The sequence below is a fragment of the Qipengyuania vulgaris genome (genome assembly GCF_009827325.1).
Classification (GTDB): domain Bacteria; phylum Pseudomonadota; class Alphaproteobacteria; order Sphingomonadales; family Sphingomonadaceae; genus Qipengyuania; species Qipengyuania vulgaris.
The window spans coordinates 37,313-54,639 of record NZ_WTYC01000001.1 but is presented as its reverse complement, the minus strand read 5'-3'; the positions used below and the strand labels follow the sequence as shown (position 1 = coordinate 54,639).

Below are 17,327 nucleotides of genomic sequence, written 5' to 3'. Positions count from 1 at the left end.
ATGTTTCTTGGGTCGTTTCTTTCAAAGACTTTCGTGTGCGATAATTTGAAAAATCCGGTTGTGCACTGCACCATCTCTATCTACGTAGTATCCCAGAAATTTCAAGGTAGGCACATTTTCATTATATGACCCAGAAACGTAATATTGTTGTCAAGATCGGTTCGGCCCTCCTCGCCAACCAGGATATGCTGACTCCGCGTTACGGCTTCCTCCAGCGCCTCCTCGAAGACGTTGCGAATTTGCGCGCAGAGGGGAACGACGTGATCCTGTGTTCATCCGGATCGGTCGCGCTCGGCCTGCGCATCATCGGGGAAACGCCCGAAAGCGCCGGAATATCCGACAAGCAGGCTGCGGCAGCTTGCGGCATGCCCCTGTTGCTCAATGCTTACAAGCAGGTAGGCCACGAATTCGGGTTCGAAATTGCGCAGGTCCTGCTGACCCTCGGCGATTTCGAGGATCACCGACGTTTCCTCAACACACGCAACACCGTGCACCGTCTTCTCGAAGCGAACGTCATCCCGATTGTTAACGAGAACGACACGATCACTACGGAAGAAATTCGCGTGGGAGACAATGACCGACTGGCCGCCAAGGTCGCCCAGATGGTCGGCGCGACGGACTTCATCATCCTGACCGGCGTCGACGGCCTTTACGACCGCAATCCCGACGATCCCGAAGCCAAGTTCATTCCCGAAGTGACCGAGGTGGCGCCCTATATGGCGGCCACGAAGGGGAAGAGCACGCTCGGGACCGGCGGGATGGAGACCAAGCTTCAGGCCGCCAATATGGCGCAGGAAGCCGGGGTCACGACCTGGATCGCCCAGGGCGAAGTCGATCGTCCGCTATCGACCGTGCTTGATGGAAGCCGCCGGGCAACCAAGGTCCTGCCGCATCCCAATCCCTTGTCGGGCTGGGACAGCTGGATCGCCAACCGCCTCCAAATGGCAGGCAGCCTCGTCGTCGCGGAAGCGGTTGCCGACGCGCTCGCCGAGGGCAAACGGCCGATCCGCCGGGCTGACATTATTTCGATGGATGGGGATTTCACCCGCGGTGATGTCCTCCACATCTACGACAGCAAGGGTATCGAGCGCGCTCGCGGCCTGTCCGATTTCACTTCTGAGGAACTGCGCGTCCTGACGCATAACCCGGATACGGAAGCGGAGCAGTTGCTTGGTTACAAGACTCGCGGGGAAATCGTGCGCAGCAACAATCTCGTCATGCTGGAGACCCGCCATCTGCTCTGGGACGCCCCGGGTGTGATCAACGAGTTATGAACCGGCGGGGAAAGCGGGCACAACTTCACTTGGCGTTCAGCGGAGCCGTGGCTATAGGCTCGGCCCTATGACGATCCATTCGCGTATCAGCCGCACGCTCGCCCTCGGCGCACTCGCCGCAGCCACTGCATTTACTGCCGCTTGCGGTGGCGGGACCAACCAGCCGGAAGATACGGCCTATGTGGCACGCGATGTGGAAACGCTTTATTCGGAGGCGAAGCGGCAACTCGACCGCGGACGGCCGCAACTGGCGGCGGCCCTTTTCGACGAGGTCGAGCGCCAGCATCCCTATTCGCCCTGGGCTCGCCGTGCCCAGCTTATGAGCGCGTTCAGCTATTACGCTGCTGGCGATTATAACAAGACGACCGCCTCCGCGCAGCGCTTCCTTTCGATCCATCCCGGAAACCAGGATGCACCTTACGCCTATTACCTGATCGCGCTGAGCTATTATGAGCAAATCAGTGACGTGCAGCGTGACCAGAAGGTGACCGAGCAGGCGCTTACTGCATTGCGCGAGGTCAATCGCCGTTTCCCGCAGACCCAGTATGCTTCGGATGCCCGCCTCAAGATCGATCTCGTCGAAGATCACCTTGCCGGCAAGGAAATGGAGATCGGCCGTTACTACCAGCGGTCGGGCAAATGGATTGCCGCGCAGATCCGTTTCCAGAACGTGGTCGATACCTACCAGACTACTAGCCATGTTCCGGAGGCCCTCTATCGCCTCGTGGAAAGCAGCCTGGCTCTGGGCATTCGTCCCGAGGCCGTGAAATACGCCGCCGTGCTGGGTGCCAACTATCCGGGCAACGAATGGTACGAGAAAGCCTACGACCTGATCGAGGATCACGCGGCAGGCGTTTCGGCCAGCTAGTCGGGCGGAGCGGTCCAACCGCCAAAAAAATTCTCAGACAGCACTTGAAACCGGAGTGTTCGTGCCGCATGTAAGAAATGCGGACCGGGCCCCTCTGGCGTGCGCTTTCAGCTCACGTGATGTCGGACCGCATCGGACAACCGATGCGTGCTGGCAGGCCCCTCTTCCTCCTCTCCCAGCCTGATGGCCCATCGGTTGCCCGATCGATTTCATCTCGATCAAGGAGACCGAAAGTGACGGCCCGAACCTTCAGACTGACGCAGATCCACCAGCGGATCGACGAGCGGCTGCGTATGGAATTGCGCAAGATGCTTCCCGATCCCGGCGAGATATCGCGCCTGAAACGCTTGAAGCTGCGTGTCAAAGAAGCGCTTCATCGACTTGCTAAACACGGCAAACCTGCCTGACACGGCAGGCCACGGGGGCCGTCGCCGCGCAAGTTCCCCATAGCGCAGGCGGCGGCTGCCCATCGGCCGTACTCTCCAGATAGAGACCGGAGAAAATAATGGTTCAAGCCATCACGCCCTTGCTGCGCGAATTCCTGCAAAAGGAATCTGCGGGCGGTATCGTCCTCATATTTGCCGCAGCGCTGGCTCTGGCAATCGCCAATTCACCGGTGGCAGGCACCTATTTCGGGTTCCTGGACATCCCGGTGATTGCCGCCTTCGGCAGTTTCGTCATCGACAAACCGCTGCTGCTCTGGATCAATGATGGATTGATGGCCGTGTTCTTCTTCCTCGTCGGGCTCGAGGTGAAGCGCGAAGTTCTGGAAGGGCAGCTTTCCAGTTGGAGCAAGGCTTCGCTTCCCCTCGTCGCAGCGCTTGGCGGCATGGCACTTCCGGCCTTGGTCTTCATCGGCGTCAACCTCGATAGCGCGGAGAATATTCGCGGGTGGGCCATTCCCGCGGCGACCGACATCGCTTTCGCCCTGGGTATCCTTTCACTGCTCGGTCCGCGGGTTCCGGTGGCGCTCAAGGCCCTGCTGCTCGCGATTGCAGTGATCGACGACATCGGGGCGATTGCGATCATCGCGCTGTTCTACTCGGGTGAACTCGACACCGGTATGCTCGCAGCGGGAGCCGCCGTGTTCGTACTGATGCTCGCATTGGGCCGGGCCAAGGTCCAGTCGACCATCCCCTATGTTCTGCTCGCAATCCTGATGTGGGCCTTCGTGCTCAAGTCGGGGGTTCACGCGACGCTTGCCGGCGTCGCTGCGGCGATGACCATACCCCTGGATCCCGACAGCGACCATGGCCCGCTGGAGCGGATGGAGCACGCGCTTCACCCCTGGGTGGCGTTCCTCGTCATCCCGATTTTCGGTTTCGCGAATGCAGGCGTGACGCTGGTCGGGATCGAGCCATCGGCCCTGATCGACCCGCTGCCGCTGGGCATCGCGCTCGGCCTTCTGGTCGGAAAGCAGCTCGGCATTTTCGGATTCGCATGGATTGCGGTGAAAACCGGTCTCGCCAGCCTGCCGCATGATGTGAACTGGAGACAGATCCATGCCCTGTCGCTGCTCGCCGCGATCGGTTTCACCATGAGCCTGTTCATCGGCAATCTCGCTTTCGCCAGCCCGGAACAGATCGATGCGGTCAAGCTTGGCGTGCTCGCCGGATCCACCGTGGCCGCGATTGCCGGATATCTGCTGCTCAAATCCGCACTGCCAAATTCCGTGGCAGCTCCAAAAGGTAATGTAGAATGATCGAATTCCTCATGCAGGACTGGCTCGGCACCCCCGTTTGGTTCTGGGCCGCCTTCCTCGCCATCGTTATCATTCTGACCGCTTTCGATCTCGGCGTGCTCCATAAGGAGGACAAGGAACTCGGCATATCCGAGAGCCTCAAGCTGTCGGCCTTCTATATCGGCGTCGCCATGCTGTTCGGCGCGTGGGTCTGGTTCGAGCGGGGTCCGGATGCCGGGATGCAGTATTACACCGGCTTCTTCATCGAAAAGGCGCTGTCGATCGACAACGTCTTCGTGATCAGCCTGATCTTCACCTATTTCGCCATTCCCGCGAAGTACCAATACCGTGCGCTGCTGTGGGGCATCATGGCCGTGATCGTGCTGCGCGGACTGATGATCGCGGGCGGGGCAGCCCTGCTGGCCGAGGCCTACGGGGTGCTCTACCTCTTTGCCGCCTTCCTGATCGTGACCGGGATCAAGATGTTCTTCGCCGGGGACGAGCCGATGGATGTCGGCAACAACCCCGTTGTGCGGTGGATCAGCACCCACATGCGCGTGACGAAGGAACTGCATGCGCAGCATTTCTTCGTGAAGGTCCCGGATGAAAAGACGGGCAAGATGGTGCGCGCGGCAACGCCGCTGTTCCTGGCGCTGGTGGTCATCAATCTCGCCGACCTCGTGTTCGCGGTCGACAGCGTGCCGGCGATCTTCGCCATTACGACCGATACCTTCATCGTCTACACCTCGAACATCGTCGCCATCCTCGGCCTGCGCGCGCTCTACTTCGCGCTCGCCGCGATGGTGCACCGCTTCCACTATCTCAAATATGCGCTGGCCGCGGTGCTGGTGTTCATCGGGTCCAAGATATTCGTTGCCGATTTCCTTCTGGGCGGCGAGAAATTCCCGGCTTGGGTCAGCCTTGGCGTCACCTTTGCGCTGATCGCGGCGGGGATCCTTTATTCGCTGGCCAAAACCCGGTTCGAACCCGAGCCGGAATGGCCGGCGGATAATCACCTCCGGGTCGACAATGCAGAAGCAAAGGACGAATTGCGATGACTACACGCAGGCAAGTAATCGGCGGTGCGGGTGCACTGGGCCTCGCCGCAATCACAAGCGGAGCGGCAGCTGCACAATCGGCAACCGCCACAGTTCCGGCTGCCGCCCCTCCGGCTTCGGACCTCACACCCGCACAAGCGCTGGATCTCCTGCGGGAGGGCAATGCCGCCTTCCTCCGCGGAGAGCAGAGGAGCACGGTTACCAGCGCGCAGCAGCGGCTCGACCTTGCATTGGGTCAGGCGCCCTTCGCGGCTTACGTCACATATTCCGACAGCCGCGTGCCCCCCGAACTGCTGTTCGGCCGGGGCCTCGGCGAGCTCTTCATCATCCGTAACGCCGGCAACACCGTGGATACCGTGGCGCTGGGATCGATCGAATATGCCGTCGCTGTCCTCAAGACCCCGCTGGTGGTGGTGATGGGGCACGAAAGCTGCGGGGCCGTGAAAGCAGCGACCGAGGTGGTGACCGACAATGCCACCTTCCCCGGTTCGATCGGACCGATGATCGAACCGATCATTCCCGCGGTGCTGCAGGCGCGAAGTGAAGAGGGCGACCTGCTCGACAACTCCGTGCGTGCAAATGTGCGCCGCGTCGTGAAGCAACTGCGCGAGCAGACCGATCCGATCATGCTGGATCCCCAGCAGAAGGGCGAATTGTGGGTAGTGGGCGCCTATTACAGCCTCGAAACCGGCAAGGTGGACTTCTTTGACCTGCCCGAAGTCGCTGCCTGACCGGGGCAGCGCCCGATTATTGTTCGCAAATCGGCGTGCCCCCGTGACGCAGACGCGGGGGCACGCTAATCCACCGGTCAGACATGCTGACCCGCCTCTCCATCCGCAACATCGTGTTGATCGAGGCGCTCGATCTCGATTTCGGGCGCGGGCTGGGCGTGCTGACGGGCGAAACCGGGGCGGGCAAGTCGATCCTGCTCGATTCGCTGGGACTGGTGCTCGGCAACCGTGCCGATAGCGGGCTGGTCCGCGCGGGCGTGGACAAGGCGAGCGTTTCGGCCAGTTTCGAATTCGCTTCCTTGCCTGATGCTATCGCGGAGACGCTCGACGATGCGGATATCGAGATCGAGAAGGGCGAACCGCTGATCATTCGGCGCCAGCTGAAGGCGGACGGCGGCAGCAAGGCTTTCATCAACGACCAGAGCGTGGCCGTGGCGCTGCTGCGCGAAATCGCCGGCGTTTTGGTGGAACTCCACGGGCAGCATGACGATCGCGGGTTGGTCAATCCGCGCGGCCACCGTGCCTTGCTCGACCGGTTCGCCGGGGCGGAAACGGCGCGTGTGGAGCAAGCGTGGTCGAAATGGCGCGCGACCGAGAGCCAGCTTGCCGAAGCGCGCGGGGCGCTGGAGCAGGCCAAGCTCGACCAGGATTTGCTGCTGGCGCATCTGGCTGAACTGACCACGCTCGAACCTCAGGCTGGCGAGGAGGCGCGCCTCGCCGAAACGCGTGCCGACATGCAGAAGGGCGAGCGCTTGGCCGGCGATCTCGAGGAATTGCGGCATCTTTGGGAAGGTTCTGAATCCCCGCTCGCCTCGCTACGGGTGGCGGCGCGCAAGCTCGACCGGATCGCACCCGAGCACGCCCTGCTTGCCGAGGCGCTTGGCGCGCTCGACCGTGCCGTGATCGAGGCGGGCGAGGCGGAAGAAAAGCTGCAAGCTGCGGCCGAGGCACTCGTGCATGATCCAGCGGCGCTGGAGGAGGCCGAGACACGCCTGTTCGAATTGCGCGCCCTGGCCCGCAAGCACCGCTGCGAAGTGGACGAACTCCCCGAAGTCATGCGCAGGATGCGAAGCCAGCTCGATTCCATCGAAGGCGGGGAAGCCGAGCTGGACGCGCTGGAAGCAGCGGCAGCGGAGGCGGGCAAGCGCTATCGTTCCGAGGCCCAGTCCCTCCATGCGAACCGCACTGCGGCGGCCCTGCGGCTCGACGAGGCGGTGGCGCGCGAACTCGCGCCGCTCAAGCTCGATGCGGCACGCTTCAGGACGGCGGTGACCGAGCTGCCCGAAGAACGCTGGGGGCCGCACGGCATGGACAGTGTGGAATTCCTCATCGCCACCAACCCCGGGGCGGATTTTGCGCCGCTCAACAAGATCGCCAGCGGCGGCGAGCTGTCGCGCTTCATCCTCGCGCTCAAGGTCGCACTGGCCGAGCAGGGCGGGGCGGCGACGGTGATTTTCGACGAGATCGACCGCGGTGTGGGCGGCGCGGTCGCCAGCGCGATCGGCGAGCGGCTCGCAAGGCTGGCTTCGGGCGGTCAGCTGCTCGCCGTGACGCACAGCCCGCAGGTCGCCGCACGCGGTCGTACGCATTACATGATCGCCAAGAGCAGCGACGGGACCGTCACGCGCACAAGCGTTGCGTTGCTGGATGATGCCGGGCGGCAGGAAGAGATCGCACGGATGCTGTCGGGTGCGGAAGTTACGCCCGAAGCGAGGGCGCAAGCGGACAGGTTGCTGGAGGGGGTTTAGGCCGACGGTTCTCGCATGCTGACGTAGATCAGCGTCATCATCGCCATTCCCCCATAAACCCACGACCCGTCGAAGGGGCCTTGCCCTAGGGGCATCTGCCAAAGCTGGTAACCGGCAACCGCCACACCCTGAAACAGTCCCCACCAGTTGACCACTGCAGCACCCATTGCGATCTTGGCCCACTTTTTCCCGGTTTCGAACGAGGCGGCATCTGCAGAGCGCAAGCTCCAGAGTTTCCACGCACCGAACAGGCCTCCAAGGCCGGCAACCAGTTCCAGCGAGAACACCAGCACCATGCCGACCACGATAAGGAATTTCGGCGGCACGGGCAGCAGCGTGACCGGATAGGCTTCCTGGTCGGTATGGCTCGTGGAGTAGATGAAGAAGTCGTAGGCTTGCTGCAGATTGGCGAAATTGTGCGCGACATACATCAGCGCCATCAGCGCGACGCTCGCCACGATTGCAGATTTCAGATAGCGGTCGACCATGCCATTCCCCCCAAACTGGTGATGCGACCGCGCGGCACTTTTCCCCGTGCCTCGGCTGCGGCATAGCGCATCGGATGGGAATCGATCAAACTGCGCCTGGGGAAACGACTGAAGCCGACGCCGCCAACGAGTTGATGCGTCTCGCGCGCGAGATCGCGAAGCACAACAGGCTGTACCACGCCAAGGACGCGCCCGAGATCACCGACCCCGAGTTCGACGCTCTGGTGCGGCGCAATGCGGAGCTGGAGGCGGCTTTCCCCCACCTCGTACGTGCGGATTCGCCCTCGAAAATGGTGGGACACGAAATAGCCGCCTCTCCGCTGTCCAAGGTTCGTCACGAGGTTCGCATGATGAGCCTCGACAATGCCTTCTCTGCGGAGGAGGTCGAGGAATGGGTGGCCCGCGTGCGGCGCTTCCTTGCTCTCGACGAGAACGAGAGGGTCGCCATTACCGCCGAGGACAAGATCGACGGGCTGTCCTGCTCCCTGCGGTACGAGGGCGGCAAGCTGGTGCGTGCAGCCACGCGCGGGGATGGGCAGGTCGGCGAAGATGTCACACCAAATGTCGCGCATATTGCTGACATTCCGCAGCAGCTCGACGGAGATGTCCCGGATGTCTTCGAGATCCGGGGCGAGGTCTATATGTCCAAGGCGGACTTCCTCGCACTCAATGCCGCGCAGGAGGAGGCGGGAGGCAAGCTCTTTGCCAATCCCCGCAACGCCGCCGCAGGCTCGCTGCGCCAGAAGGATGCCAGCGTGACGGCAAAGCGTCCGCTCAAATTCTGGGCGCATGGCTGGGGTGCTGCCTCCGAAGTGCCGGAGCCGACACAGGAAGAAATGGTGCGAAGGATCGAAAGCTGGGGCGTTCCGGTGTCGCCGCTGTTCGCGCGCGTGCACGACGTCGAGGGAATGCTCGCTCACTACGAGAAGATCGCAGCGGAGCGTCCTGACCTTCCATATGAAATCGACGGTGTCGTCTACAAGGTCGATCGGCTCGACTGGCAGCAGCGGCTCGGCTTCGTCGCCAAGGCGCCGCGCTGGGCGCAGGCCCATAAGTTTCCCGCCGAACAGGCCGAGACCACGCTGGAGGCGATCGATATCCAGGTCGGGCGGACGGGCAAGCTGACCCCGGTTGGGCGTCTGGCACCCGTGCTGGTGGGCGGGGTGACGGTGACCAATGTCACTCTGCACAATCGCGACGAGATCGCGCGGCTTGGCGTGCGGCCGGGCGATCGTGTGGTGGTCCAGCGTGCGGGCGACGTTATTCCACAGCTTGTGGATAACCTTACTCGCGAGGCGGAAAGAAAGCCGTTCAGATTCCCCGATCACTGCCCCGAATGCGGCAGCGAGGCCGTAGCGGAGGAGGGCGAGGTAGATGTGCGCTGCACAGGCGGTCTGATATGTCCCGCCCAACGTACGGAAAGGCTTAAACATTTCGTCAGTCGCGGCGCGCTTGATATAGACGGCCTAGGCGAGAAGACGATCGACCAGTTCTTCGCCCTTGGATGGCTGGAAAGCCCCGCCGATATCTTCCGGCTCCACCAGCGCCGTGACGCCATTCTGGCACTCGGCGGGTGGAAGGAACGGTCTGTGGACAACCTTGTGGATAGCATCGAGGCGCGGCGTGAGCCCGATGCTGCGCGGTTGCTCTTCGGCCTCGGCATTCGCCACGTCGGTACCGTGACGGCGCGGGACCTGATGAAGAACTTCCATACGCTGCCGGCCTTGCGGGAGGCCGCGGAAGCGGCGCGGGCGGGTGACGAGGAGGCTGCGGCGGCGCTCATCTCGATCGACGGCATCGGCGGAGCAGTCGTCGAGGCGCTGGGTGACTTCTTCCACGAAGATCACAACAAGCAGGTGTGGGACGATATCCTCTCCGAAGTCTCGCCCCCGCCATATGTGGTGGAGACAAGGGAAAGCCCCGTCAGCGGGAAAACGGTGGTGTTCACAGGAAAGCTGGAGACCATGAGCCGCGACGAAGCCAAGGCGCAGGCCGAACGATTGGGCGCCAAGGCCAGTGGTTCTGTCAGTGCCAAGACCGACCTGCTCGTTGCGGGGCCGGGCGCGGGCAGCAAGCTCAAGAAGGCTGCCGAGCTTGGCATCGAAGTGATCGACGAGGCAGGCTGGGCGGAAATCGTGGCCGCGGCGGGGTGACAGGATGAACGCGCAAGGTATCTCGCTCGGGCTTGTGTTCGGTGTGATGTTCGGAGTGGTTTTCGATTCGATTGCCATTGGCCTGGCGCTGGGTGTCGCTTTTGGCGCGGCCTTCAGCGCTGCAGGTTCCAAGAGCGACGATGACGACGACGAGGGCTCCGGCCCCACCATCAAGGATTAGAATATTTTGTCGGAAACCATTGTTTTACCGGTCGTTGGGGCCTTGTGAGCCGTTCTCCCGTCCTGATCTTCACCGTCCTCATCGTCGGCGCATTCCTCGTGCTGGCGACCGCCGTCAGCACGCCGGGTGAGTCGCCGCAGGACTATCAGAAGCGCGTGTTGCTCGCGGAGCAGAAGGAGGAGGCGCCGCCACCCGAGCCCGAACTGACCGCCGCGCAGGAACAACTTGAAGCCGAACTCCGCACCATCGGGGAAAGCTTCGCCGGAGAAGTGGGCATCGCGGTGAGTGAGGCGGAAAGCCTGGCGACCATGTCCTACGCAGGCAAGAAGCCGTTTCCGCAGCAGAGCGTCAGCAAGCTCTGGGTGACGCTCACCGCGCTCGACCTGGTGGACGAAGGCGCGCTCGAACTGGCGGAGCCCGTCACCATCCGGCGCGAGGATCTGACGGTATTCTACCAGCCGATCAGGGAAATCGTGAAGGCGCGGGGGGAGTTCAGCACGGACTATGGCGAACTGATCCAGCGGGCCATCACGCAGAGCGACAATACCGCAAATGACCGGCTGTTGCGCCGCGTTGGCGGACCGCAAGCGGTCGAAGCCTTCATGCGCCGCAACCAGATCACCGGCGTGCAGTTCGGAACCGACGAACGAACGAAGCAGAGCAAGATCGCGGGTCTCGAATGGAACCAAGCCTATTCCTTCGAAAATGCCTTTTACGAGGCGCGCGACCGGGTTCCGGAACAGGATCGCAGGCGCGCGTTCGAAACCTATCTGGCAGACCCCATGGACGGGGCGAGCGCGCGAGGCATGTCAAAGGCGCTGGCCCGCCTTGCCCGCGGAGACCTGCTTTCTGAAAGCTCGACCGAGCTGATCCTCTCGACGATGGAAGAAACCCGTAGCGGCCCCCGCCGTCTGAAGGGCGGCGTGCCGGGCGGTTGGACTTTCGGCCACAAGACCGGCACCGGCCAGTTTTTCGATGGCGTGCAATCGGGTTACAACGATGTCGGCATACTGACTGCCCCTGACGGAACGCATTATTCGCTGGTTGTCCTGATCGGTCAGACGCGCGTGTCCTATGCGGAGCGGATGGCAATGATGCAGGAAGTCACCCGCGCGGTCGTGCGCCATCATGAAGCGCGCTCGCTAACCGAAGCCTAATCCGCGGCCGGCTTTTCGATCCACTTCATCACGCCGCCGGGCAGCGGCGTCCACCAGCCGGTTTTCACTCCCGCCTCGGCAAGGACATCGCTCACCCACTGGTTGCAGGTGTTCCCCAGATGATAGGTGCCGGGCGCATCGTAGAACACATCGTAGCTGGCATAGCCGCGATAGACTTCTCGAGTAGGCGACACCGGAATTTGCCATTCGATTGCCGCGACCAGACGCGCATACTCCGCCTCGGTAATCCGCAAGGGGCGGTTCGATGGGCCGGGGCCGGGGCGCACATAATGGGCGGCATGAAGCAGCCCGTCACCGCCGGTCGCCGCATTGAGCGCGGTCGGCAGGCTGAGATCGCCCCAGGTGGGGGTATTCAGAAAGACGTCGCGTTCGCCCCAGCTCACCGCGACATGGGTGTAGGGCCGTGAGGGATCGGGCAGGTCGCTGGCCGGGAAGGCCGTGCGCCAGTCTTTCACGCCCGAGACCAGGGGCATGACGATCTCGGTATGGATGCCGTTATCGCCCACCATGATTTCGATGCCCTGCTCGGGTTCGGTCCAATCGGCATTGCGCGGGATGGAGCTGCCGATCCAGGCGGACAGGAAGAACAGCGCGGTGACGGCAAGCAGGCTGGCGAATATCCCTCCGATCCACCGGAATGCGCGCCGGTGCTTCAACGGATGCGGCTCTTGCGCAGCCACAGGATCGACCAGTCGCCATTTATGATCCGCCGTGCGAGACGGAAACCCTGTTTCCGATAGGCAGCGCGAACTTCTGCCTCCTGCTTTTCGAGCAGTCCTGCCAGCAGCAGGCTGCCGCCCGGCGTTACAACCGCGGCAAAATCTGGTGCCAGCTCCACAAGCGGCCCGGCGAGGATATTGGCGATGAGCAGATCGTACGGGCTGCGCGCTTCAATAAGGGGATGGTCGGTTCCGGGAGCAATGACCATCGTCAGCTGGCCTGGACCAGCACCCACGGGGATCGCATTCAGGGCGCAGTTGCCTTCAACAACCCCGGCGCAGACGGCGTCGATGTCGGTGGCCGTAGCCTTCGCGTGCGGCCAGAGATGCATGGCGGCAAAGGAGAGCAGGCCGGTGCCGGTGCCGATGTCGGCATGATTGCGAACGACCAGTCCTTCACGCTTCATTCGGTCGAGCATGGCGAGGCAGGCGGCGGTCGTATTGTGCTGGCCGGTCCCGAATGCCTGGCTTGCCGGAATCACGAAATCGACGAGGCTGTCATCTGCCGCATAGTCTGGCGTATGGACGTGGAAGCGCCCCGCGCGGATCGGCTCGGCGCTGTGCTGGCTCAGCGTTACCCAGTCCTCGTCCGGTAATTTTTCTGCGCTGAATTCGGGTGCCCCATCCGTAAAAAGCGATGCCACCGCCTTGCGATCCACTGCTGTGGGTTTGTGGTCCAGCCACACTTCGAGAATCCAGTCCTCGGGCTTGTCCTCGGCAATTTCTCGTCCCGATACGACCAGTTCTTCCGGGAAGTCCCATGCCTCGTCATGCGCAAGCAAGGCGGCGTGAATAACCTGCTTCGCGCCTTGCGCCGACAGCTTCCATGCACTCATTACGGGTTTTCTTTCGCAAGCCGTTCGTCGAGCTTATCGCCGAGTTGCGCCGCATAGGTGGCACATTTGCCCGGTGCGCCAAGCGTCCCGGTGCGCAACCGCTCGATCAATTGGCTGGAAGAGGGATGCGGAGTGAGGAGGATATCGCAGGGCAGGGACCGTACCTTGTCTATGCTGGTGCGGAATGCGGCCACGACCTCGGGGTGGTCGGTAAAGCGATAGTCATCGGAAGAAACGGCCGACAGACTGTCGACATAGGCGATCCTGCTGCAGGCTGGCGGTTCGCCCGGCAGGCTGCAACTCACCCAGGTCCAACTGAGTGCGCCCGGACTGTGGCCGGGCGTCGCATGTGCCGTGACCGTAGCGGTCTCTGTGCGTACCGTGTCTCCGTCTTCGACGATGACATCGACCTGCACCGGCTCCATCGGCTCATGGACCCCGAACTGCGGGTCCTCCGGATGGTCCTCTCCCGTCGAGAGCACCTTCGCTGCTTCCGCCGATGAAACGATATGCGCCCCGGTCGCGGCGCGAAGTTTGGCCAGACCGCCGACATGGTCGAAATGTTCGTGGCTGTGGAGGATGCTCGCGATCTCGTTGAGCCGGAAGCCCAGCTTCTGGATGTTGTCCATGACGACCTCGGCGCCTTCCTCGGTCCCGCTGTCGATCAGGATGTGTCCATCGTCGCCTGCTATGAGGATCGCGGAAATGCCGCAGGTGCCGACATAATAGGTCGAACCGAAGATACGATAGGGCGGGGCGGGTTTGTCCCAATCATCCCAAGGCTCGCAGGTAGCCGCCCATTGTTCAGGCTGGACCTCTTCGGCCGGAGGCAGAGGCTCCGGCGTCTGGATCGGTGGAGGCAGGACTGCGCAGCCCGACAAAGCGAAAGCGATGGGGACGAGGAACTTAACGGACATAGCTGGCTCCATTGGCATCAATGGTGGTCCCGGTCATGCTTGGCGGTGCATCGAACGCGCAGAATTCGACGATGCGGGCGATCTCTTCGGGCTCGGCAACCCGGCCAAGCGGAATGTCGGCGAGCAATCCGGGGCCGCCGCGGCTGTCTAGGTAATCGCCCGCCATTGCCGTGTCGGTGAAGCCGGGCGTGATCGCGAAGCTGTAGATATTCTCGCCTGCATAGGCGCGCGCAATGCTCTTGTGCATGGCCAGCATCCCGCCCTTGCTCGCCGCGTAGTGCCAATGCGCCGGAGAATCGCCGCGATGGCCCGCGCGGCTCGCCACGTGGACGATGCGTCCGGAACGCCCGGTCTCGCGCCAGTGCTTGACGGCATAGCGGCTGAGCTGTGCCGACGCTGTCAGGTTGATGCGCATCGTATCCTCCCAGGCATCGAGCCATTCGATGTCCGAGCGCTCTATGGGGTTAGGATCGAACAGGCCGGCATTGTTGACCACCACGTCGATCTCGCCCCCGGCCTGCTCCAGCGCAGCATCCCACAAGGCGCGCGGGGCCTGGGGATCGCGAAAATCGGCCGCAAGGGTGCCGAAGCCTTCGCCGGAGGTGGATTGTCCGATGACCTTGGCGCCGCGCGCTTCCAGTGCTGTGCGTGCCGCTGCGCCAATTCCGCGCGATGAACCTGTAAGTAGAATGCATGTCATGCATCACGCTATTCGAAACTTTGCGGCAAATGTCGAGGCCGCGCGCCTTGCCTGTGGCGACAGCTTCGCTAAGGAGGCGCAACAAAATTCTCGTAACGGACAATGCATTCATGGCAAACCGCCCGCTCTCACCGCACCTGCAAATCTGGAAATGGGGCCCGCACATGGCCGCATCCATTCTCCACCGTGTAACCGGAGACGGGCTGGCATTGGTCGGCCTCGCCGTACTTCTCTGGTGGCTTGGCGCGATGGCAGGCGGGGCGGAAAGCTACGCCACCTTCGTCGAGATAATGGGCTCTCCCATCGGAATGATCGTGCTGGTCGGGCTTAGCTGGGCGTTCTTCAGCCACATGATGACCGGGCTGCGCCACTTCGTGATGGACATTGGCGCCGGTTACGAACTGACCACCAACAAGACCTTTTCGGTCGTTGCGCCGGTCCTCGGCATTCTTCTAACCGCCGCCTTCTGGGCGGTAATCCTTCTCAAGTGAGTTCATCCATGAGTGACGGAACCCCCATCGGACGCGTGCGCGGGCTTGGCTCGGCACACCACGGCGCGCACCACTGGCTGGTGCAGCGTTTCACTGCCGTCGGCAATCTCGTGCTGATGCTGTTTCTTGCGGTCAGCCTCGCGCTGCTGCCTTCGTACGATTACGGAACGGTCAGCGGCTGGGCTGCGCAGACGCTCCCGGCGACCGCGCTGGCGCTGTTGATCGTAAGCGTGTTCTGGCACGCGCGCCTTGGCCTGCAGGTGCTGATCGAGGATTATGTCCACGATTCCGGCACGAGGTTCGGCACGCTCGCCCTTCTCAATCTTGCAACAATCGGCGGCGGCGCTTTCGGACTCGTTTCCATCGCCCGCATCGCCCTCGGAGGAGCCGCCTGATGGCCCGTACCGACACTTTCGAAATTGGCGGTCGCAGCTACCCCATCGTCGACCACACCTATGACACCGTCGTGGTGGGCGCGGGCGGTTCCGGCCTTCGCGCGACCATGGGCAGCGCGGAAGCGGGCCTCAAGACGGCCTGCATCACCAAGGTCTTCCCGACCCGGTCGCACACCGTTGCGGCTCAGGGCGGCATCGCGGCCAGCCTGGGCAACAATACGCCAGACCATTGGTCGTGGCACATGTACGATACCGTCAAGGGTTCCGACTGGCTCGGCGACCAGGACGCTATCGAATACATGGTCCGCGAAGCACCTCAGGCAGTCTACGAACTCGAGCATGCAGGCGTGCCCTTCAGCCGCAACGACGACGGGACGATCTACCAGCGTCCCTTCGGCGGTCACATGCAGAACATGGGCGAAGGCCCGCCGGTGCAGCGCACTTGCGCCGCTGCCGACCGTACCGGGCACGCCATGCTCCACGCGCTCTACCAGCAGAGCCTGAAATATGCTGCGGACTTCTTCATCGAGTATTTCGCACTCGACCTGATCATGGAAGACGGGCCCGGCGGCAAGGTCTGCCGCGGCGTTATCGCCATGTGCCTCGACGACGGGACGATCCACCGTTTTCGCAGCCAGGCAGTCGTGCTCGCGACCGGCGGCTATGGCCGCTGCTATTTCACCGCGACCAGTGCGCATACCTGCACCGGCGACGGCGGCGGCATGGTGCTGCGCGCAGGACTCCCGCTGCAGGACATGGAATTCGTCCAGTTCCACCCGACCGGCATCTATGGCGCGGGCGTACTTATCACCGAGGGCGCGCGCGGCGAGGGCGGCTATCTGACCAACTCCGAAGGCGAGCGGTTCATGGAACGCTATGCGCCTTCCGCGAAGGACCTTGCCAGCCGCGACGTGGTGAGCCGGTCGATGGCGCTGGAAATGCGCGAGGGCCGCGGTGTCGGTCCGGATGGAGACCACATCTTCCTGCACCTCGATCACATCGATCCCAAGGTGCTCGGCGAGCGCCTTCCGGGCATCACCGAGAGCGGCAAGATTTTCGCCGGTGTCGACCTGACGAAACAGCCGCTGCCCGTCACCCCGACGGTGCATTACAACATGGGCGGCATCCCTTGTAACTTCCACGGCGAAGTCATGGCGGGCGACCCGGCCGATCCGGAAAAGATCGTCCCCGGCCTGTTCGCAGTTGGCGAGGCAGCCTGCGTCTCGGTCCACGGCGCGAACCGCCTCGGCTCGAACTCGCTGATCGATCTCGTGGTCTTCGGCCGCGCTACCGGCCATCGCCTGAAGGAGATCGTCAAGCCCGGCGCAAGCCATGCCGAACTGCCCAAGAGTAGCGCGGACATGGCGCTGGGCCGCCTCGACCATTTCCGCCACGCCGACGGCGGTTCGCCTACGGCCGAAGTGCGCGCGGAAATGCAGAAGGGCATGCAACGCCACGCCGCCGTGTTCCGCGACAGCAAGCTGCTTTCCGAAGGTGTCGACGCGCTGAAGAACGTCAACAAGCGGATGGAGGACATCAAGGTCTTCGATCGCTCGCTGATCTGGAACAGCGACCTCATCGAAACGCTCGAACTCGACAACTTGATGGCGCAGGCGAATGTCACCATGGCATCGGCCGAGAACCGCAAGGAAAGCCGCGGCGCCCACGCGCATGAGGATTTCCCCGATCGCAACGACGCGGAATGGATGAAGCACACCATCGCCTGGTTCGATGGTTGGGGCGGCAAGGGCGGCGGCGTGAAGATCGACTATCGCCCGGTCCACGAATACACTCTGACCGACGATGTGAAGTACATCGAACCGAAGAAGCGGGTGTATTGACGCGAAGGTCCGCTTGTCCGAAAATTCGCGGATTGGATTTCGCGCTTTGCGGCAAGGAGGGGTGAGTG

Annotated in this window: 18 protein-coding genes; 13 read left to right on the top strand and 5 right to left on the bottom strand. The window is 62.7% G+C overall.

What is annotated here, in order from left to right:
- Positions 1-125: 125 nt before the first annotated feature.
- The 7 genes from proB to recN all read left to right on the top strand — a co-directional run bounded on the left by proB (position 126) and on the right by recN (position 7,360).
- Positions 126-1,274: a glutamate 5-kinase gene (proB, locus tag GRI69_RS00275; protein WP_160726339.1), complete on the top strand. Its 1,149-nt coding sequence runs from the start codon at positions 126-128 to the stop codon at positions 1,272-1,274.
- Between the two features lie 67 nt (positions 1,275-1,341).
- On the top strand, positions 1,342-2,142 hold the full coding sequence (locus tag GRI69_RS00270; protein ID WP_160726338.1) for an outer membrane protein assembly factor BamD: 801 nt from the start codon (positions 1,342-1,344) through the stop codon (positions 2,140-2,142).
- Between the two features lie 233 nt (positions 2,143-2,375).
- A complete protein-coding gene (locus tag GRI69_RS00265; RefSeq protein ID WP_160726337.1) occupies positions 2,376-2,549 on the top strand; it encodes a DUF465 domain-containing protein in 174 nt (57 codons plus the stop codon).
- A 98-nt stretch (positions 2,550-2,647) separates the two neighbouring features.
- Positions 2,648-3,844, top strand: a complete 1,197-nt coding sequence (gene nhaA, locus GRI69_RS00260; RefSeq protein ID WP_160726336.1) for a Na+/H+ antiporter NhaA — start codon at positions 2,648-2,650, stop codon at positions 3,842-3,844.
- Entirely contained in the window at positions 3,844-4,881 is a 1,038-nt protein-coding gene (locus GRI69_RS00255) for a TerC/Alx family metal homeostasis membrane protein (protein ID WP_160726977.1), read from the top strand. The genes nhaA and GRI69_RS00255 overlap by 1 nt, the downstream gene beginning before the upstream one ends.
- The gene (locus tag GRI69_RS00250) at positions 4,878-5,612 is read left to right on the top strand and encodes a carbonic anhydrase (protein ID WP_160726335.1); all 735 of its coding nucleotides are present in this window, start codon (positions 4,878-4,880) and stop codon (positions 5,610-5,612) included. Before GRI69_RS00255 ends, GRI69_RS00250 begins: the two co-directional genes overlap by 4 nt.
- A gap of 83 nt (positions 5,613-5,695) precedes the next feature.
- Positions 5,696-7,360: a DNA repair protein RecN gene (gene recN / locus GRI69_RS00245; RefSeq protein WP_160726334.1), complete on the top strand. Its 1,665-nt coding sequence runs from the start codon at positions 5,696-5,698 to the stop codon at positions 7,358-7,360.
- Here the strand turns inward: recN and GRI69_RS00240 are convergent.
- Positions 7,357-7,848, bottom strand: a complete 492-nt coding sequence (locus tag GRI69_RS00240; RefSeq protein WP_160726333.1) for a DUF2165 family protein — start codon at positions 7,846-7,848, stop codon at positions 7,357-7,359. The genes recN and GRI69_RS00240 overlap by 4 nt on opposite strands.
- A gap of 74 nt (positions 7,849-7,922) precedes the next feature.
- Here GRI69_RS00240 and ligA point away from each other — a divergent pair, with 74 nt between their 5' ends.
- Genes ligA through GRI69_RS00230 form a run of 3 tightly spaced genes read left to right on the top strand, consistent with a single transcriptional unit; the run spans position 7,923 to position 11,339 of the window.
- Complete coding sequence (gene ligA, locus GRI69_RS00235) at positions 7,923-10,001, top strand: NAD-dependent DNA ligase LigA (RefSeq protein WP_160726332.1); 2,079 nt, start codon at positions 7,923-7,925, stop codon at positions 9,999-10,001.
- Between the two features lie 4 nt (positions 10,002-10,005).
- Positions 10,006-10,182: a glycine zipper domain-containing protein gene (locus tag GRI69_RS15675; protein WP_202391766.1), complete on the top strand. Its 177-nt coding sequence runs from the start codon at positions 10,006-10,008 to the stop codon at positions 10,180-10,182.
- Positions 10,183-10,226: 44 nt separating this feature from the next.
- Complete coding sequence (locus GRI69_RS00230) at positions 10,227-11,339, top strand: serine hydrolase (protein ID WP_160726331.1); 1,113 nt, start codon at positions 10,227-10,229, stop codon at positions 11,337-11,339.
- Here the strand turns inward: GRI69_RS00230 and GRI69_RS00225 are convergent.
- From GRI69_RS00225 to GRI69_RS00210, 4 genes are read right to left on the bottom strand one after another with little or no spacing between them, the layout of a single operon-like run.
- A complete protein-coding gene (locus GRI69_RS00225; RefSeq protein ID WP_237452873.1) occupies positions 11,336-12,016 on the bottom strand; it encodes a DUF2459 domain-containing protein in 681 nt (226 codons plus the stop codon). The genes GRI69_RS00230 and GRI69_RS00225 overlap by 4 nt on opposite strands.
- A complete protein-coding gene (locus tag GRI69_RS00220) occupies positions 12,013-12,915 on the bottom strand; it encodes a 50S ribosomal protein L11 methyltransferase (protein ID WP_160726330.1) in 903 nt (300 codons plus the stop codon). The genes GRI69_RS00225 and GRI69_RS00220 overlap by 4 nt, the downstream gene beginning before the upstream one ends.
- Positions 12,915-13,832, bottom strand: a complete 918-nt coding sequence (locus GRI69_RS00215) for a subclass B3 metallo-beta-lactamase EVM-1 (protein WP_122630823.1) — start codon at positions 13,830-13,832, stop codon at positions 12,915-12,917. Before GRI69_RS00215 ends, GRI69_RS00220 begins: the two co-directional genes overlap by 1 nt.
- On the bottom strand, positions 13,822-14,532 hold the full coding sequence (locus GRI69_RS00210) for an SDR family NAD(P)-dependent oxidoreductase (RefSeq protein ID WP_160726328.1): 711 nt from the start codon (positions 14,530-14,532) through the stop codon (positions 13,822-13,824). The genes GRI69_RS00215 and GRI69_RS00210 overlap by 11 nt, the downstream gene beginning before the upstream one ends.
- A 110-nt stretch (positions 14,533-14,642) precedes the next feature.
- On the opposite strand from GRI69_RS00210, the gene sdhC reads away from it, so the two are divergent.
- From sdhC to sdhA, 3 genes are read left to right on the top strand one after another with little or no spacing between them, the layout of a single operon-like run.
- Positions 14,643-15,023 (top strand): succinate dehydrogenase, cytochrome b556 subunit, encoded by a 381-nt coding sequence (sdhC, locus tag GRI69_RS00205; protein WP_160726327.1) that lies wholly within the window; start codon positions 14,643-14,645, stop codon positions 15,021-15,023.
- Positions 15,024-15,031: 8 nt separating this feature from the next.
- Complete coding sequence (gene sdhD, locus GRI69_RS00200) at positions 15,032-15,418, top strand: succinate dehydrogenase, hydrophobic membrane anchor protein (protein WP_160726326.1); 387 nt, start codon at positions 15,032-15,034, stop codon at positions 15,416-15,418.
- Positions 15,418-17,259, top strand: a complete 1,842-nt coding sequence (sdhA, locus tag GRI69_RS00195) for a succinate dehydrogenase flavoprotein subunit (protein WP_202391765.1) — start codon at positions 15,418-15,420, stop codon at positions 17,257-17,259. The genes sdhD and sdhA overlap by 1 nt, the downstream gene beginning before the upstream one ends.
- The last annotated feature ends 68 nt before the right edge of the window (positions 17,260-17,327 follow it).

Bases quoted from the DNA above. Each gene is read 5' to 3' on its own strand.
- GRI69_RS00270 (WP_160726338.1), top strand. From the start codon at position 1,342: ATGACGATCCATTCGCGTATCAGCCGCACGCTCGCCCTCGGCGCACTC.
- sdhA (WP_202391765.1), top strand. From the start codon at position 15,418: ATGGCCCGTACCGACACTTTCGAAATTGGCGGTCGCAGCTACCCCATC.
- GRI69_RS00240 (WP_160726333.1), bottom strand. From the start codon at position 7,848: ATGGTCGACCGCTATCTGAAATCTGCAATCGTGGCGAGCGTCGCGCTG.
- GRI69_RS00215 (WP_122630823.1), bottom strand. From the start codon at position 13,832: ATGTCCGTTAAGTTCCTCGTCCCCATCGCTTTCGCTTTGTCGGGCTGC.
- GRI69_RS00250 (WP_160726335.1), top strand. From the start codon at position 4,878: ATGACTACACGCAGGCAAGTAATCGGCGGTGCGGGTGCACTGGGCCTC.
- sdhD (WP_160726326.1), top strand. From the start codon at position 15,032: ATGAGTGACGGAACCCCCATCGGACGCGTGCGCGGGCTTGGCTCGGCA.
- GRI69_RS00220 (WP_160726330.1), bottom strand. From the start codon at position 12,915: ATGAGTGCATGGAAGCTGTCGGCGCAAGGCGCGAAGCAGGTTATTCAC.
- nhaA (WP_160726336.1), top strand. From the start codon at position 2,648: ATGGTTCAAGCCATCACGCCCTTGCTGCGCGAATTCCTGCAAAAGGAA.
- proB (WP_160726339.1), top strand. From the start codon at position 126: ATGACCCAGAAACGTAATATTGTTGTCAAGATCGGTTCGGCCCTCCTC.
- GRI69_RS00210 (WP_160726328.1), bottom strand. From the start codon at position 14,532: ATGACATGCATTCTACTTACAGGTTCATCGCGCGGAATTGGCGCAGCG.
- ligA (WP_160726332.1), top strand. From the start codon at position 7,923: ATGGGAATCGATCAAACTGCGCCTGGGGAAACGACTGAAGCCGACGCC.
- GRI69_RS15675 (WP_202391766.1), top strand. From the start codon at position 10,006: ATGAACGCGCAAGGTATCTCGCTCGGGCTTGTGTTCGGTGTGATGTTC.
- sdhC (WP_160726327.1), top strand. From the start codon at position 14,643: ATGGCAAACCGCCCGCTCTCACCGCACCTGCAAATCTGGAAATGGGGC.
- recN (WP_160726334.1), top strand. From the start codon at position 5,696: ATGCTGACCCGCCTCTCCATCCGCAACATCGTGTTGATCGAGGCGCTC.